Origin of the sequence: Synechococcus sp. MEDNS5 (assembly GCF_014279875.1) — a bacterium.
Taxonomy (GTDB): domain Bacteria; phylum Cyanobacteriota; class Cyanobacteriia; order PCC-6307; family Cyanobiaceae; genus Synechococcus_C.
In genome coordinates, this window is sequence record NZ_CP047952.1 from 1,367,421 (window position 1) to 1,381,881 (window position 14,461).

Here is a 14,461-nt window from a genome sequence, read left to right on the forward strand (position 1 = left end):
GCTGATTCTGCCGATTGGATTCGGAAGAAATGGCGATCAAGCAGTTGTGGGTCGAGTTTTGGCTTTGCCATCAGGCCACCTCCCGCCAGAAAGCATCGAAACCGCGTTCGCGATGGCGCTTTCGACTGGCGACCTCTTTGTCGATGCCGGCCAGCACCAGTTCGACCTTCTCGATGTCAGCGCCGATCCGCGAAACCTCGGGCACCAACTCTCGCTTCATATCGAGACAGAAGTAGGCGAACTCAAAAACACTGTTCAGCGCGTCGACATCCGTTTCGCTCAGCTCGAAATACCGATCGCCCTGTGGCTTGGGCTTGTCGACAACCGTGAGGCCAGCTGTTTTCATCTCGCCCACCAACATCGAAGGGTCGAACGCAGGGCTTTGGGGTTGCCACGGCTTCATCGTCGGCAGCACCGGAATCAGCTCCTCCACAGCGTTGGCAATTTCCTGCGTGCCAAGACCGCGGGATTCACCGTTGTAGTAAGTGCCTTTTGACTCCTGCGAATTTAAGGATGCCTCCAGGGCCTTAATCCAGGCTTTTTCAGCGATTCCGATGTCTTCGGCGTAACAGTCGTCGTCGAAAACCTGCAAAACGCACCAGCGGGTCATCGACTGCATGACGCCGCAGAGTTTCTTGAAGTCTTCTTCGCTTGTCCAGCACCAACGGGAGCTGATTCTTTCCCAGCCATCTGGCGTTGGCTTCGCACGCTCAACTAGACGTTTGAGCCAATCGGAATAGCTCGAACTGGCTAGGTGCGCACGCAACCGCGCCTTAGGCGTTCTGGATGCACCCACATAAATCTCGTTTTCTGGAGTCACCAGCCCGTAGACCACAGGGCATTCGGGTGCCAGCGCGTCAATCTGATTCCCAGGGAATGTCGGGAATGTTTGCCCCTTCCAAGCAAATTGCATTAGCCCTGCTCCTGCGGGTTTTGGGTGCGTGGCATACGTTGGACATAAAGCGATCTGCACAGCCGCGGCATGCGGCTGCAGGAGCAGCGCCTGCATGCAGGCCAGGCACCCTTCAGCGATATAGATCTTGCAGCCGCTCTGGGAGTGTCCCCTCGCCGCTGGCAGCAGGCGAAGAGCGCCCATCAAGATCAACGCCTGGTGTCGCTGAACGCGCCGAACTCTAGGGGAGACAGAGCAGAAGCAACAGATGCAGGCGAACGGATCGATCAGCTTCCATGTGCTGGGAGCAATGGACAGGACCCACAACAACGTTGGTTGCAGGAGGCCCTCCAAGGCCTAGATCCCGATCATCGCCGCTGGCTCTGGTCGTACTGGATCGACGGCATTCCCCTGAGCCAGCTGGCTGAGAGGGAACGAATGGATCGCCGGAATTTATCGAAAATCCTGCGCGACACACTGCGGGACCTGCGCTGCAGAGCGGAATCAGCGATCAGTGCATCACTCCCAAAAGTGCTGCCGCTGCCATCGCTAACAACGCAGCCCAAGCCGTCTGCAAGCCATTGACCAGTTCATTGCTAAGCCAGGGCCATCGGCCCTGGCCTGTGGCCCCCAGCAGACTCTCCAGCAGCGTGGACACCAGTCCAACAACCGACACCAGCACGATGGCGGATGCCGAAGTGAGCAGACCAAGCAGTGCCATCACCACGGTCATCAACAGACTGCCAACAGCACTGGCAAGGGTTCCCTCCACGCTCACAGCCCCCTCAGTGCCGGCCGGGACCGGCCGCAACGTGGTGATCAGCAGGGTGGTGCGCCCCCAGCGCTTACCAATTTCACTGCCGAACGTATCGGCAAGCTTGGCCGCGAAACTGGCGGCAAAACCGATCAGCAAGAGATGCTCTGATCCCAGTCCAGCAGCAACAAGCATCGCCAGCACCAGACCGGTGAAGGCTGAACCCCAGACATTCTCAGGACCGCGCCGTCCCCCCCGGGCCTCGGCAAGACCCAGATCTCGCTTGCGCGCGAATCCGAGCTTGGTCACCAGCGAGCCCAAAACCAGATAGGCCACCACGGCGAGCCAACCGCGCCAACCCAAGGATCCCCAGAGCACGGTGCCAAGAAGTCCCGCATGACACCAGCCGGCTCGGGTCAGCACAGGAAATCGCTGCGCCAAGCTAATCAGAACACCGTTCACCACCAACGCCGTCAGCCAGAGCATCGGCTCCTGGGTTGGAAAATCTGGCGAAGGAAAGGCCATGGCTTGTGTTGCACTGCCCTAAGCATCAACGCTGATTGCTTCGCTTGCGCGGATAATCATCAGTGGTGTCACTCCAGATCCGCATGGTGCTGCTGCGCAAGGGTTTTTATCTCGAGCTCGATACGGAGAAGGCGGCTGGAACTCCGAAACTCCAGCTCGGCACCGTGAGAGTCGTGCCCGAATCCCCCGAGGAATCGGACGTTACGGCCAGCGCAGCAGCGCCTGTTGCAGAAATGGTTCAGGCGACGTCCACCAGCACCGATCCAAAACCCTCACTCACCACTGCCGAGGCCATCGCCGCGGAACTGGCTGCTGCCGAAGCATCCCGTCCGGCCGTTCAATACGTCACCTTTGCGCCGGAAGCCCTTCAGCCCGGCACCAGAATTCGCCCTAGCAAGCGCAAGCCCGGTCGCAATCTCTCCACTTTCCGCTCGATGGCTTCCGAGCTGTTCAAGAGCTGAGCCAGGCCTAATCACCGGAGATGACGTTGAAATCCAAGCGAACAGCTGGCTTATTGAGCTGGATCGGGCTCAGTGATCGTGTCAATCCCGAGGAGACCAGGCCCAGGTCGCCCCGCGAGCAACCACTAACGAACGCACGCATCGCCCGGCTGCGCCGGATGGGGGTCCAGGGTCGCCAGCTCATGGATGCTTACAAGCGTCAGGTGCGCTGAAGCTCTCGTCTCCAACTGCAGAGAGCAGTGGCTGCAGCCACTGCGGCCGTTGAGCTGCGCAGGATCGTGTCGCCAAGGCCAACACCACACCAGCCAGCCTCGGCAGCGGATTGGAGCTCTGTGCTGGTCCAACCACCTTCAGGACCGATTGTGATCCAGCAGCCACCAGGCAAGAACTTTTCAGCTGCCAAGAGGGGCGACAGATCGGCACACGCTTGATCACGGGTCACCGCGATCAAGCGAAGGTTCTCCGCTGAAAGGTTGCCCCACCACTCGTCCGTGGACAAAACAGGCAAGAGCTCAGGAGCCCAGAGACGTTCACACTGCTCAACCGCCTCGCGCAGGATCACCCCCCAGCGATCAGGCCTGTACTCCGCCTGCGGTACACAGCGTTGGGCCTGAAGAGGTTGCAAGCGATCCACCCCCAGCTCGCAGGCCATGCGCATGACCTCATCCATGCCGCGACGCATCAAGGACACGGCCAGCCCTAGCGGCGGTTGGGGTGCTGCAACGGCGTGAGAGAGCGCGCCGAGATCACTGTCCAGCGCAAGATCACCCTCGGCAGTGAGTCGCGTGCTGAACAACTGGCCGCAACCACTCACGACGTGCACCTCTGCACCGGGCCGCAGGCGGAGCACCCGCTTGAGATAACGCGCTTCCGAAACGGTGAGCCCAATGCGGCTCAGCGCCTGAGCACCCCGAAGCCTGGCGGGTTCGATCAGCAGCCGCCGTCGCTCAGCCACAGCCGCTCAAGTCATGCCGGGGAAAATGCTGTCTGGATGGTCTTCAACCGGCCAATCCTCATTCACGCCTCCGATCAACAGTTCCTCGATCTGTACAAGATCGGAATCGAGTTGACGCAAGGCATTGATCAGCACATCAAGGCAAAACCCGTCACTTGTTCCAAGATCAACCCAGCAACGAGCCCAGTCCTGCTCGTACTCGAGTTGACCCATGTTGTGCATCAACGCCGGCATCACTGAGGTGGACTCATCATTGTCGTAACTCATCCAACTGAGCTCATCACCTTCCTCATGCACCTGCATGGATTCCGCATTGAATCCTCCGAGCCGCCCCAGCACATACCAGCTGTCGAAGATGCCATCGACGTAGTTGCGCTCCCCCTGACTAGGAATTTCGCTGAAGCGCAGCCAGAGCCAGCAGTTGAAGGGATCAACCTCTCGGAAGCGAACGTGCATGGCCTTCAGGTGACCCCCGCATCATCGCTGGCTTCTGGCGGATCGACCATGCTGGGTTTGCCTTGTTAGGGGGATGCAGCGCGTTTTCGGAAATGCTGGAACTCACCGATATCCACTACAAACCGGCAACTTCAGGAAGAACCATTCTTGAAGGAGTGTCCCTGACGGCACAACAGGGCAGTCCCCTGCTGATTTCAGGAGAAAGCGGCAGTGGTAAAACCAGCCTGCTGGAGATCATCAGCGGCATGGTGGCAGCCCAATCCGGCACCATCAACTGGAAGGGATCAACTCTGAATCAACGCCAGCGACGCTGGCTTTGCGGTGTCGTCTTCCAATTCCCTGAACGCCACTTCCTGGGACTGAGCGTGGGCCAGGAACTGAAACTGGGTCACCGCCGACTGAGTGGTGACGACCAGATTGAGGCCCTCAGCCAGGTTGGACTGCATGGAGTTGACAGCCGACAGGCTCCGGAGCGGCTCAGTGGTGGGCAACAACGACGGCTGGCCTTGGCCGTGCAGCTCCTGAGGAAACCGGAGGTCTTGCTCCTCGATGAACCCACCGCGGGCCTCGACTGGTCGGTTCGTGGTGAGGTGCTGGATCTGCTCTTCAACCTGTCCAGACAGCGTGTTCTGATCGTGGTGACCCATGAACCGGAACTGTTCCTGAGCTGGAACAGCGAGCAAAGGCAGCTGCGCGACGGCCATCTGCTCCCTCTGTCACCATGACCGCTGCGATGCAGGGAGGCCATGGCTGATCAGCTGGTGCGGGCGACCGCAGCGGGGGGAGGAATCAGGCTTGTCGCCGTGACCACCGGCGACACAACCCGGCATGCCCAAGCTCGTCACGGGCTGTCCTACCTGACCACTGTGATGCTTGGTCGGGCGATGAGTGCGGGGCTGCTTCTGGCCAGTTCCATGAAGGTGAGCCACGGACGCGTGAATCTCAGGCTGGGGTCGGACGGGCCCATCCGAGGTCTCTCGGTGGACGCCGGTCGGGATGGACGGGTGCGTGGCTATGTGGGCAATCCAGGACTGGAACTCGATCCAGTTCTGTCAACCAACGGCCAAGCCAGTTTTGACTTCACAACGGCCGCAGGAACGGGCTACTTGCACGTCGTGCGAGACGAAGGAAAGGGTGAACCCTTCAGCAGCACGGTGGAGCTGGTGAGCGGATGCATCGGTGAGGATTTGGCGTCCTACCTCCTGCACTCCGAACAGACGCCATCCGCCGTATTCGTGGGTGAGACCATCAATAGCGACGGCCTGCAGAGCAGCGGTGGACTGCTGGTGCAGGTTCTCCCGAAAGCCGCCGAAGAGCCGGCCTTGGTGGCCTTACTCGAGGAACGCTGCCGTGAGATTCAGAACTTCAGCGAGCAGCTCAACCGTTGCGCTGATCATCCTGAGCAATTGATCCAACAGGTTTTCCCCGATTTGGATCCGCAACCAATTCCAAGCGGCGAATCGATACAACCGGTGGCATTCCACTGCCCTTGCAGCAGAGAGCGCAGCCTGGGAGCACTCACCCTGCTCGGCCATGACGAGCTCACCGACATGCTGCAAACCGATCGAGGAGCAGAGCTCACCTGTCACTTCTGCAGCGAGGTGTACAAGGTGGATGAGGTTGAGCTTGAGGCACTGATCAAGACCCTGACTTGATCAGGCCAGCAGAAGCGTTCCCGCGAGAAGAAATAGCAGGGCAGGCAGTGCTTGCAACTGTTCCACGGTGAGAGGCAGACCAGAACCAGCCACCGCAGCACTGAGCAAAGCCCCGACAACCAGCCCCAGGATCAGCAGCAAGACACTCCAACCCAGGGAACTGAGGGGACGGCGTCCACGCCGGATCTGACTGATAAACAAACCGATCGTTCCCAAAGCAAGAAGCAGTTCGATCGTTTGCACCGCAAACAGCAACAGCAGCAGAGCGAGCGCGCCAAGGGAGAGGCGGACCACAAGACCCTGACCTTCAACAAGCGTGAGATCCGGCACCATTGCCGATCCTTTGAAAGAAGGAGCGGGAAGCGAAAGATTGCGGAAACGGGTGAGCAGAGCCGCCGGCCCATTGGTGGTTTGCACAACACTTCCCTCGGCCTGCTGACGCTCCACGCGCGATGCAGTCGCTGCCTCAGCACTCAGTCGGCCGGACTGACGATCACGAAGACGATCCATCAGGACGGCGTCATAAGCGGCTTCGACCTTCGCGCGGGCTACAGCATCGTCTCCGCAGATCTTGAGAACGCGATCACGAGCCCGTTGAACTTCGTCAAAACTGGCATCGGATCGAATTTGCAACTGCTGATAAGGATCTTGTCCGTCGGTGTCGTCACCGGGTTTCAGCCCTGCCGCCATCGGTGGTCTCTCTGCTCAGTTAAGGCTATCGAGGAAGAAGGGCAGGCGAGTCGATCAACCGCCATCAAAAGACGATTCAGAACAGGGGAGGACCGTGGCGAAACCCTTGCTGACGTTCAAACCGATGGCGACATCCTGGAACTTCCGCGCTGAGAAGCAACTGGCGATGCTTGATCAACGGCATCTGCGGTGGCAAATGATATCCCTCAAGCACCTCCACGCGATCTCTGCAATCACGGAAGCAAACGTAATCCGTCCCTCCGTCATCACAGGGCCGAAGTAGCCAGAGGGTGTCCAAACCACACCGCACGAGAGTACGCAGTCTGGCGATTTGGACCTGCTGCCGTGAGGACCATCCGGGGATACGGACAGCCGCACCTGACGCGAGTAAAGAGTGGGTTAAGACTGAATGCAGATGAAAGAGGTTGTAATGCAAACCCTGACCCATACCCCATCCACGCGTGAAAGCCAGCCATTGGCGTTTGAACCAGGCACTTGGCCCGAGGCTGCTGCCCACGACGTCAGGACCTGGCTACAAGCCCTGATCCATGTTTGGTTCAAAGGCTGATCGGCTCGACGCCACTCACCACAGGAGCAACCGTGCTCAGCTCAAGAGCCGGGTGCTCCTCATTCAGCTGATTGAGGTTCCACTGATTCTTGAACAACAACACCGGGCGGTTCCAGGCATCGCGAACGGTTTTGCAGTTAAAGATCCGACCCACCTTCTCTAGCGCTGGCCATCCACCATTCACCCAACGGGCCACCTGGTAGCCCAGAGGTTCAAGCCTGGTCTCCACGCCGTATTCATTTTCCAAACGGTGCTGTACCACCTCAAGCTGCAGCTGACCAACGGCCGCCAAGATCGGATCGCGCTTGCTCTCATCGGTGTCGTAGAGAATCTGAACAGCGCCCTCCTCCCGCAGCTCATTCACCCCTTTGCGGAAGTTTTTGAAGGCTGAGGGATTGGGATTGCGCAGCCAGCTAAAAATCTCCGGACTGAAACAGGGAATGCCCTCGTACTCAACCTTGGGCCCCACATAGAGGGTGTCCCCAATCGAAAACATGCCTGGATTGTTAAGGCCGATCACGTCCCCGGGATAGGCGTCCTCCACCACAGCACGATCCTGACCGAAGAGCTTCTGGGGCCGGGAGAGACGGATAGAGCGGCCTGTTCGCGCATGGCGAACGGTCATGTCCTTTTCAAACCTGCCGCTGCACACCCGCACGAATGCCACACGATCGCGATGGCGTGGATCCATATTGGCCTGAAGCTTGAACACGAAGCCACTGAAATCTGGGCTCAAGGGATCAACAGGCCCGTCATGACCGAGACGAGCCACCGGTTTTTGCGCCATCTCCAAAAAAGCATTGAGGAACGGACGCACACCGAAATTGGTCATCGCAGACCCGAAGAACACCGGCGTGAGCTCACCGGCATGCACGAGCTCCAGGTCGAGCTCTGCTCCGGCAGCGTCCAGAAGTTCCATCTCCTCAACCGCCTGATCCAGGAGGTCGGACTCCACCAGATCCAGAAGTTCTGGATCATCCAGAGACAGATGACGTTCTTCTGACTGCCTTCCGCGTTCAGCGCGGCTGAACAACACCACCTCACGGGTCCTCCGATCGATCACGCCACGAAACTGTTCGCCACTTCCGATCGGCCAGTTCACTGCCCAGGGAGTCAGTTCCAGTTCTGCTTCGATTTCATCGAGAAGCGCCAGAGGCTCACGCCCCGGACGGTCCATCTTGTTGATGAAGGTGAAAATCGGAATCTGCCGCATCCGACAGACCTCGAAAAGCTTGCGCGTCTGAGGCTCCAGCCCCTTGGCCGCATCTTCAAGCATCACGGCATTGTCAGCCGCCGCCAGGGTCCGGTAGGTGTCCTCTGAAAAATCCTGGTGCCCCGGTGTATCGAGCAGATTGATGGTGTTGCCTGTGTAATCGAACTGCAGAACCGTTGAGGTGATCGAGATTCCCCGCTGCTTTTCCAACTCCATCCAGTCAGAGGTCACCTTGCGCTGCTCACCCCGAGCCTTCACAGCTCCCGCCTGCTGAATGGCACCGCCGTACAGCAGCAGTTTTTCCGTCAGGGTGGTCTTGCCGGCGTCTGGATGGGAAATGATCGCGAAATTTCTGCGACGGGCCACCGCCTCCAGGAGTTCCTTGCCGTCTTGTGGACCTGATTCCGTGCTCATGCGCTGGGCTGATCAAGACCAGACTGACAGCCCGCGATCCAGCCACTGATTTCGAGATAGCGATCCTCCAGTTCTCGAACCTGAAGGTGATCGAGTTGAGCGTCCCGCAGTTGCGCTTTCACCTCTTCAACCGTGAACGCGGCCTGAAGCGAAGCCCTGTAGTCCCTCTGGAGCACCTCCGGAGCATCTGCCACATAGCGCTCACAGAGCTGATCCACGGCCATCGCCGTGGATGGGCGCCTCAAATCTCGATGCAGAACCAGGCATTGATCGCCGGCCAGCGGGCGAAGGCAACTCCAGAGCTTCTGCGGATCATGCAGATGGTGCAGCAGGCTGTTGCTCACGATCAGAGTCGCCTGGGATTGAAGACCATGCCAGGGAAGCGGAGCCAGAACGTAACGGAGGCGCTCGCGAGCCATGCCGGCCCGACGACGGCTGGACTCTGCCGTCTCGATCATCTGAGAGGCGGCATCCACTCCGACTACCGCACAGGTTGGCCAGTGCCTGGCCAGTCGCTCACTAATGTTGCCCGGACCGCAACCCAGATCGACCAAGCAATCCCCAGGAACGAATCGACGACCCGAATCCAGTAGCAGCTGGTCGATGCACTCCACCAGAGCCTGGTCGCTGGATTCAAAGTCCGCTGCCGCATAGGCCTGCACCTGTTGCGGTTCGTTCATGAGCTCCGGCTCGGGCGTGCGCGGGATCATGGCGTCGAGTCGGTGGAATGCAGTTCGAGAGTCTGGGTGGGGAAGGGAATCTCGATGCCGTTGGCGGCCAGGATGGCAAGGATGCGGCGGTTAAGGCGGTGCATGCTGTCTTCGAAATCGTCATGCAGATCGTGCGTGGACGAGATTTCGAGCTCATGGTCGTAGCTGAAGGCCGAAATGCGCACGAGCCGGCAGGCTTCGTAGTTGAGCTGTGGATCTTCAGCCACCACGGAACGCAGCAGCTCTGGAATTCGCTGCAGCTGCTCGGAGGTGGTGCTGTAAGCGACACCCACCAGGATTTCTGAGAGATCAACCCGCTCGAGTAGCTCCTCCAGGGCAAGCATCAAGGTTTCCCGCACGCGCAGGAAGGCTTCCCACCCATGCAGCTCCACCATCACGAACACAATCAGTTCGTTCGCGCCATCGTCGGCGGGGCCCAGGCTCACCACAGGCTGATGCAACGCAGCCAGCTGCCCCTGAAATGACTACCGCTGGAGCAACTTGCGGGCCTGCCGCAACAGCTCCTCGAGTTGATAGGGAGACAGAGGATCACGGATTGGAAGACGCACCTCCAGCCCCTGCGTCGGCGGACGATCCCGGCTGAGTCCTCTCCGGGAGAAGTTGATGATGGTGGCTTCATCTGCCACCGAATTGGGGATGGTGACGCGACTCTCCAGGGTCTGCAGCTCCATCGACCGCAGACCGATTTTTGTCACGAACCCGAGCGTGCCTCCCACCTCGCAAAATTCACCAACGCGCAGCGGCCTGTCGGTTTGAATCGAGAGTCCAGCGAACAGATTGAACAGAAGTTCAGTGTCGTCAATCTGCTCCTGTCTCGCCAACCCTCCATCACGATCTGCCCCAGGGGCCTGCCCGAGTCGGTCGGCCCGTTGCCCCACCTCGGCCATCACGGCGTAGAAATTTAAGAGAGTGGAGCGAGGGCTATCTCCCACCACCTGGTCCAGCACCACATCGCTCCAATCATCCGCATCCCGCTGGAGCTGGGGATAAATAGGGCTGCTGCTCGATCGGAATCAGCTGATCCCCTGCGGACCTCGTTCCAGACGGCGCACCAGGAGCCTGAGGCTGCCCCAGAACCGGCGACAGGCCCAGCAAACAAGACAGGCAGACCATCAGCAGAAAACGCCCTGGCCTTGAAAACAAGCCAGCGGGAATGCGTCTTTGCTTCGGCATCGACCAGGAGCGGGAATGTCGCCAATGCTGCCAAGGCCGACGACACCGCGCCCTGAACACTGCGGGTGGTGCCGCCAACCCCTTGCTGCCCCCATTGCTGGCGTTAGGGTGCGAGCACTGACCACAACTCCTGTGACCCTGACTCCAAGCCGCAGCGTCAGCTCGGACACCAAAACAACGCTGTCTGGGAATGGCGATTTCCCTGCAACTGCCCCCGCCGCCAATCCCGTTTTTTATCGGACTTACAGCCGTCGCAGCAGCGTGGGCCGGGAAAGTTGGACGCAGGTCGGCGCACGCAACCTTGGCGGACTGCAGAAGCTCGGCAACCTCACCACCGAGGAAATGGAGTTGATGGCTCGGATGCAGGCCGAGAAGAAAGCGCTCCCATCAGGACGGTGGCTGTGGATCGGCGGCACACCTTGGATCGAACAACAAGAAAACTTCTCGGGCGCCTACAACTGCACATCCACCAATCTCGTGGACTGGGAAGCCTTCGGCCTGATGATGGACCTGGCCATGATGGGCTGTGGCACTGGCGCCATCATCGAGCCCCATCTGATCGACCGATTGCCGGTGGTCAGCAACCCGATCGAAATCCTCAACGTTTCCGACATCGGCGTCACCCCGGCGGGTCAGCGCCAGGAGTACACCAGCCACACCATCAACGAAGACCTTGTCTCTATCAAGGTCGGCGACACCCGTCGCGGCTGGGTCGACAGCTACCAACTACTGCTTGAACTCAGCAGTGATCAACGGTTTGCAGGAAGAACCGTCAAGGTTGATGTGGATCTGTCTGATGTGCGTCCAGTCGGCGAAACCCTCAAAGGTTTTGGCGGAATGGCCAATCCGGTGAAGCTCAAGGACCTGTATGGGAGGGTTGCCCGGCTTCTCGGCAAAGCGGTCGGCCGCAAACTCACCTCCGTTGAGTGCTGCTTGCTCATCGATGAAGCCGCCGTCACCATCGTTGCCGGCAACATCCGTCGCAGCGCTGGCATGCGTCAGTTCGCCTCTAACGACTCCAGCGCAGCCGGTGCCAAGGACAATCTCTGGCAACAGGATGGGGACGGCAACTGGCGCATCGATCCGGAACGGGACGCCTTGCGCATGGCCAATCACACCCGCGTGTACCACACGCGTCCCACCCGTGAGGTACTGCTGGAGGCTGTGACTCGCCAATTCCACAGTGGCGAGGGTGCCATTCAGTTCGCACCTGAGGCGATCGCACGCTCAAACGCCGATCTCCTCAACACACCGGAACTGCGCCGGGAGTTCATCGAGATTTACTGCGATCAAGGCCGGGACGAGGCCAGCCGCTGGCTCGATCTTCACCACGGGCCCATGGATGCGGCCGAACTGGAGCATCGCCTTGGCCGTTACGGCCTCAACCCCTGCGGCGAAATTCTCGGTGCCGATTTTCACTGCAACCTGGCGGAGATCCACCTCAATCAGATCGACCCAAGCGATGACGAGGGCCAGCGCGATGCTTTCAGAGCCGCTGCGCTGTCAGTGGCCTGCCTCCTGAACCATCAGTTCGAAGTGGAGCGCTACCGCCAGAGCCGTGCCTGGGATCCAATTGTGGGCGTGAGCTTCACCGGCCTGTTCGATTTCTTCGTGCATGCCTTCGGCACCCCCTGGCTGCAGTGGTGGGAAGCCGGTCGTCCCGACACCGACGAAGGCCTCGCGTTCAAGCAGCGGGAAGCCGAGTTCCTCTCCCGCTGGAAAGCCACGGTAAATGAGGCCGTTTGGGAGTACTGCGACCGCCATGGCCTGCGTCGCCCCAACCGCTGCACCACCGTGCAACCCGCAGGCACCAAGAGCCTGCTCACCGGTGCAGCACCCGGCTGGCACCCCCCCAAAGCCCAGCGCTTCACCCGCCGGATCACCTTCCGCAAGAACGACCCCGTGGCCATGGCTTGCATGGACTACGGCTACACCGTGGTGCCCTCTCAGTCTGACAAAGATGATCAGGGCCGCCTGCTGGATGATCCCTTCGATCCCCGCTGCACCGAATGGTTGGTGGAAATCCCAACAGAAGTGAGCTGGGCCAATCTTCCCGGTGCCGATGCTGTGGACATCAACGCGTTCTCGGCCATGGCGCAGTTCGATTTCTACATGCAGGTGCAGACCCACTACACCGCGCACAACACCTCAGCCACCATCGAGTTCCGCGAGCACGAGATCGAAACCCTCACCGATGCTCTTCACAAGACCATCGAAAACGGCGACGGCTACATCTCAGCGGCCCTGCTGGCCCGTTTCGACGCCAATGCAACGTTCCCCCGGCTCCCCTTCGAGCCCATTGATGCCGACACCTATGAGCGCATGCAGAATGAGGTGATCCAGCGCCGCGTGAGCTCGGACTTCTTCGAAGCCCTGCAGCGTTACGACATGGGTGAGATCAGCGAGGCGGGCCCTGCTGGCTGCGATTCCGACAAGTGTCTGCTTCCTCTGGCCAAGCCAAACTCCTGACCACGCTGGAGGAGTCCCTGCAAAGGGACTCCTTTAAGATGTCTTTTCAACCCTTTTTGAGGGTTGCGTTGGGAGAGGTGGTCGAGTGGTTGATGGCTCTGGTCTTGAAAACCAGCGATGTGAAAGCATCCGTGGGTTCGAATCCCACCCTCTCCGTTCTTTTTCACAGTGAAACCAAGCCATGACCGTGAACCGACTGGTACTGGCTTTGGGATCAATCATTGGACTGATCGCAATCGTGGCCTGGATTGGTGAACTCGATGTGGTGTTGCTCGACTCAGTACCAAAGGAACAGCCAGCCAAAATTCAACAACAAGACCAATAAATTTCTGCGAACGACGCAACCATATCCCTCAGATCATCGAAGTCTCGGCGCTGTGATTGAACGAGTCTGAGTTGATTGAATTGCATGCCCCTCTTCTTCAACCCACGCAACTTGATTGGCCTTGAAAGTCTCGATATCGACAATCCGTAGCCCTTTTGGACTGATCGATCGCCATCACCACCGGGTCCGCCGGCAAGTTGAGCAACAAAAGCGCCTCCCGGCTAGCGTTAGTACACCTGTGCTTGTGCAATGTCCGAAGAGCACTCCCCGCTCCCAAAGCCGCTGGATCCTGAGCACCGTCCAATCTTCCTTGGCTTAAAGCCAGGCATGACCGTGATCGTGCGACACGATTCCCTGGTGGGAGAAACGCAGGACAAAGACTGGTGGATGGGACTTGTGCTCCACTGCAACGGAGGAGCGAGGGATCCAGCCATCTTTACGCTGTTCCAGATCGCTGATGTGGACACGGGTGTTGTCCGTTGGGTCAACGCTGATCTGGTGACCCACGTATTACCGAAAGGCCTGAATGGGTCGAGGGGGTCTGCTGCCTGAGTACTGTTGGAACTTGCCTCGGGAGGGCAAGACGGATAGGACCCCACAACCCCTACTGGACGCACTGGATCACCTCTGCCTACAGGTTGAAGACGACCCGGAGGTGCAGAGAAATTTTTATATCGCTAACACTCCAGAGCAAATTGTTCGGCTATCGGTTGAGTTAGGCATTCTGATTGAGGCTGAAGACTTCCGAGCCTTACTAAGAAGCGGCAGTACGGAACGCTGGATTTTGCGCGGGGGTGACCAAACCAATCCCATCACCCATTTAAAACGGGTGTTTCATGTTTGAATCCTCAAGAAAAGCGTCTTTCAATTCGCTGATCTTGCCTTGGCATCCTTCAGGAGCGCTCGACCAGGGTGGCTGACACTCCATCCCTGGATCAGCAAAGAAATGCCTCAAAAGGCGATCGAACAAATCGGCCAGAAGGATCCAGGCCCACTGCCCAACCAAACGAAAACAAGGATGGCATGAACGATGAAATAAAGACGCAACTGGCGACCCACCACAGCAACCATCGAGATTCCATAGTGATGCCCAGAGCGCACTCAGACCGCTCTTAGAGGCCGATGTGCACGCTGGTGATCGGCAGAAAGCCAGAGCTGCTGGATCAGCCGACTCCCCTCA

At 59.1% G+C, this 14,461-nt stretch carries 18 protein-coding genes and 1 tRNA gene; 8 read left to right on the plus strand and 11 right to left on the minus strand.

What is annotated here, in order from left to right; translation table 11 throughout:
• Positions 1-70 precede the first annotated feature (70 nt).
• The gene (locus SynMEDNS5_RS07360) at positions 71-1,009 is read right to left on the minus strand and encodes a GIY-YIG nuclease family protein (protein WP_186582794.1); all 939 of its coding nucleotides are present in this window, start codon (positions 1,007-1,009) and stop codon (positions 71-73) included.
• A gap of 394 nt (positions 1,010-1,403) precedes the next feature.
• Complete coding sequence (locus SynMEDNS5_RS07365; RefSeq protein ID WP_186582795.1) at positions 1,404-2,171, minus strand: TIGR00297 family protein; 768 nt, start codon at positions 2,169-2,171, stop codon at positions 1,404-1,406.
• Positions 2,172-2,236: 65 nt separating this feature from the next.
• Between SynMEDNS5_RS07365 and SynMEDNS5_RS07370 the strand changes: the two genes are divergently transcribed.
• Both SynMEDNS5_RS07370 and SynMEDNS5_RS07375 read left to right on the plus strand, forming a co-directional pair.
• Positions 2,237-2,632: a hypothetical protein gene (locus SynMEDNS5_RS07370; protein ID WP_255440061.1), complete on the plus strand. Its 396-nt coding sequence runs from the start codon at positions 2,237-2,239 to the stop codon at positions 2,630-2,632.
• A 20-nt stretch (positions 2,633-2,652) separates the two neighbouring features.
• Positions 2,653-2,844, plus strand: a complete 192-nt coding sequence (locus SynMEDNS5_RS07375) for a hypothetical protein (protein WP_186582796.1) — start codon at positions 2,653-2,655, stop codon at positions 2,842-2,844.
• Here SynMEDNS5_RS07375 and SynMEDNS5_RS07380 read toward each other — a convergent pair.
• Both SynMEDNS5_RS07380 and SynMEDNS5_RS07385 read right to left on the minus strand, forming a co-directional pair.
• Entirely contained in the window at positions 2,832-3,587 is a 756-nt protein-coding gene (locus SynMEDNS5_RS07380; RefSeq protein WP_186582797.1) for a 16S rRNA (uracil(1498)-N(3))-methyltransferase, read from the minus strand. The two genes, SynMEDNS5_RS07375 and SynMEDNS5_RS07380, sit on opposite strands and share 13 nt — an antisense overlap.
• Positions 3,588-3,593: 6 nt before the next feature.
• A complete protein-coding gene (locus tag SynMEDNS5_RS07385; protein ID WP_186582798.1) occupies positions 3,594-4,043 on the minus strand; it encodes a DUF3531 family protein in 450 nt (149 codons plus the stop codon).
• A gap of 92 nt (positions 4,044-4,135) precedes the next feature.
• Between SynMEDNS5_RS07385 and SynMEDNS5_RS07390 the strand changes: the two genes are divergently transcribed.
• Both SynMEDNS5_RS07390 and hslO read left to right on the plus strand, forming a co-directional pair.
• Positions 4,136-4,768, plus strand: coding sequence for an ABC transporter ATP-binding protein (locus SynMEDNS5_RS07390; protein ID WP_186582799.1), 633 nt, complete (start codon positions 4,136-4,138; stop codon positions 4,766-4,768).
• 21 nt (positions 4,769-4,789) lie between these two features.
• Positions 4,790-5,698 carry an Hsp33 family molecular chaperone HslO gene (hslO, locus tag SynMEDNS5_RS07395; protein ID WP_186582800.1) on the plus strand — a complete coding sequence of 303 codons (909 nt, stop codon included), beginning with the start codon at positions 4,790-4,792 and terminating at the stop codon, positions 5,696-5,698.
• Here hslO and SynMEDNS5_RS07400 read toward each other — a convergent pair whose 3' ends face one another.
• The 7 genes from SynMEDNS5_RS07400 to SynMEDNS5_RS07420 all read right to left on the minus strand — a co-directional run bounded on the left by SynMEDNS5_RS07400 (position 5,699) and on the right by SynMEDNS5_RS07420 (position 10,487).
• Positions 5,699-6,388 carry a CPP1-like family protein gene (locus SynMEDNS5_RS07400; RefSeq protein ID WP_186582801.1) on the minus strand — a complete coding sequence of 230 codons (690 nt, stop codon included), beginning with the start codon at positions 6,386-6,388 and terminating at the stop codon, positions 5,699-5,701.
• A 76-nt stretch (positions 6,389-6,464) separates the two neighbouring features.
• Positions 6,465-6,686, minus strand: a complete 222-nt coding sequence (locus SynMEDNS5_RS13105) for a hypothetical protein (RefSeq protein WP_255440063.1) — start codon at positions 6,684-6,686, stop codon at positions 6,465-6,467.
• 259 nt (positions 6,687-6,945) lie between these two features.
• Complete coding sequence (locus SynMEDNS5_RS07405) at positions 6,946-8,583, minus strand: peptide chain release factor 3 (protein WP_186582802.1); 1,638 nt, start codon at positions 8,581-8,583, stop codon at positions 6,946-6,948.
• Positions 8,580-9,293 carry a trans-aconitate 2-methyltransferase gene (locus tag SynMEDNS5_RS07410; protein WP_186582803.1) on the minus strand — a complete coding sequence of 238 codons (714 nt, stop codon included), beginning with the start codon at positions 9,291-9,293 and terminating at the stop codon, positions 8,580-8,582. The genes SynMEDNS5_RS07405 and SynMEDNS5_RS07410 overlap by 4 nt, the downstream gene beginning before the upstream one ends.
• The gene (locus tag SynMEDNS5_RS13110) at positions 9,290-9,739 is read right to left on the minus strand and encodes a hypothetical protein (protein ID WP_255440064.1); all 450 of its coding nucleotides are present in this window, start codon (positions 9,737-9,739) and stop codon (positions 9,290-9,292) included. Before SynMEDNS5_RS13110 ends, SynMEDNS5_RS07410 begins: the two co-directional genes overlap by 4 nt.
• 39 nt (positions 9,740-9,778) lie before the next feature.
• The gene (locus tag SynMEDNS5_RS13115) at positions 9,779-10,261 is read right to left on the minus strand and encodes a mechanosensitive ion channel family protein (protein WP_255440065.1); all 483 of its coding nucleotides are present in this window, start codon (positions 10,259-10,261) and stop codon (positions 9,779-9,781) included.
• A gap of 13 nt (positions 10,262-10,274) precedes the next feature.
• Complete coding sequence (locus SynMEDNS5_RS07420) at positions 10,275-10,487, minus strand: hypothetical protein (RefSeq protein WP_186582804.1); 213 nt, start codon at positions 10,485-10,487, stop codon at positions 10,275-10,277.
• 132 nt (positions 10,488-10,619) lie between these two features.
• On the opposite strand from SynMEDNS5_RS07420, the gene nrdJ reads away from it, so the two are divergent.
• From nrdJ to SynMEDNS5_RS07440, 4 genes are all read left to right on the plus strand, one after another.
• Positions 10,620-12,956, plus strand: a complete 2,337-nt coding sequence (gene nrdJ, locus SynMEDNS5_RS07425; RefSeq protein ID WP_186582805.1) for a ribonucleoside-triphosphate reductase, adenosylcobalamin-dependent — start codon at positions 10,620-10,622, stop codon at positions 12,954-12,956.
• 71 nt (positions 12,957-13,027) lie between these two features.
• A tRNA-Ser gene (locus SynMEDNS5_RS07430) sits at positions 13,028-13,112 on the plus strand.
• 25 nt (positions 13,113-13,137) lie between these two features.
• Positions 13,138-13,281 carry a hypothetical protein gene (locus SynMEDNS5_RS07435; protein ID WP_186582806.1) on the plus strand — a complete coding sequence of 48 codons (144 nt, stop codon included), beginning with the start codon at positions 13,138-13,140 and terminating at the stop codon, positions 13,279-13,281.
• A 249-nt stretch (positions 13,282-13,530) separates the two neighbouring features.
• Positions 13,531-13,833 (plus strand): DUF3104 domain-containing protein, encoded by a 303-nt coding sequence (locus SynMEDNS5_RS07440; RefSeq protein WP_186582807.1) that lies wholly within the window; start codon positions 13,531-13,533, stop codon positions 13,831-13,833.
• The last annotated feature ends 628 nt before the right edge of the window (positions 13,834-14,461 follow it).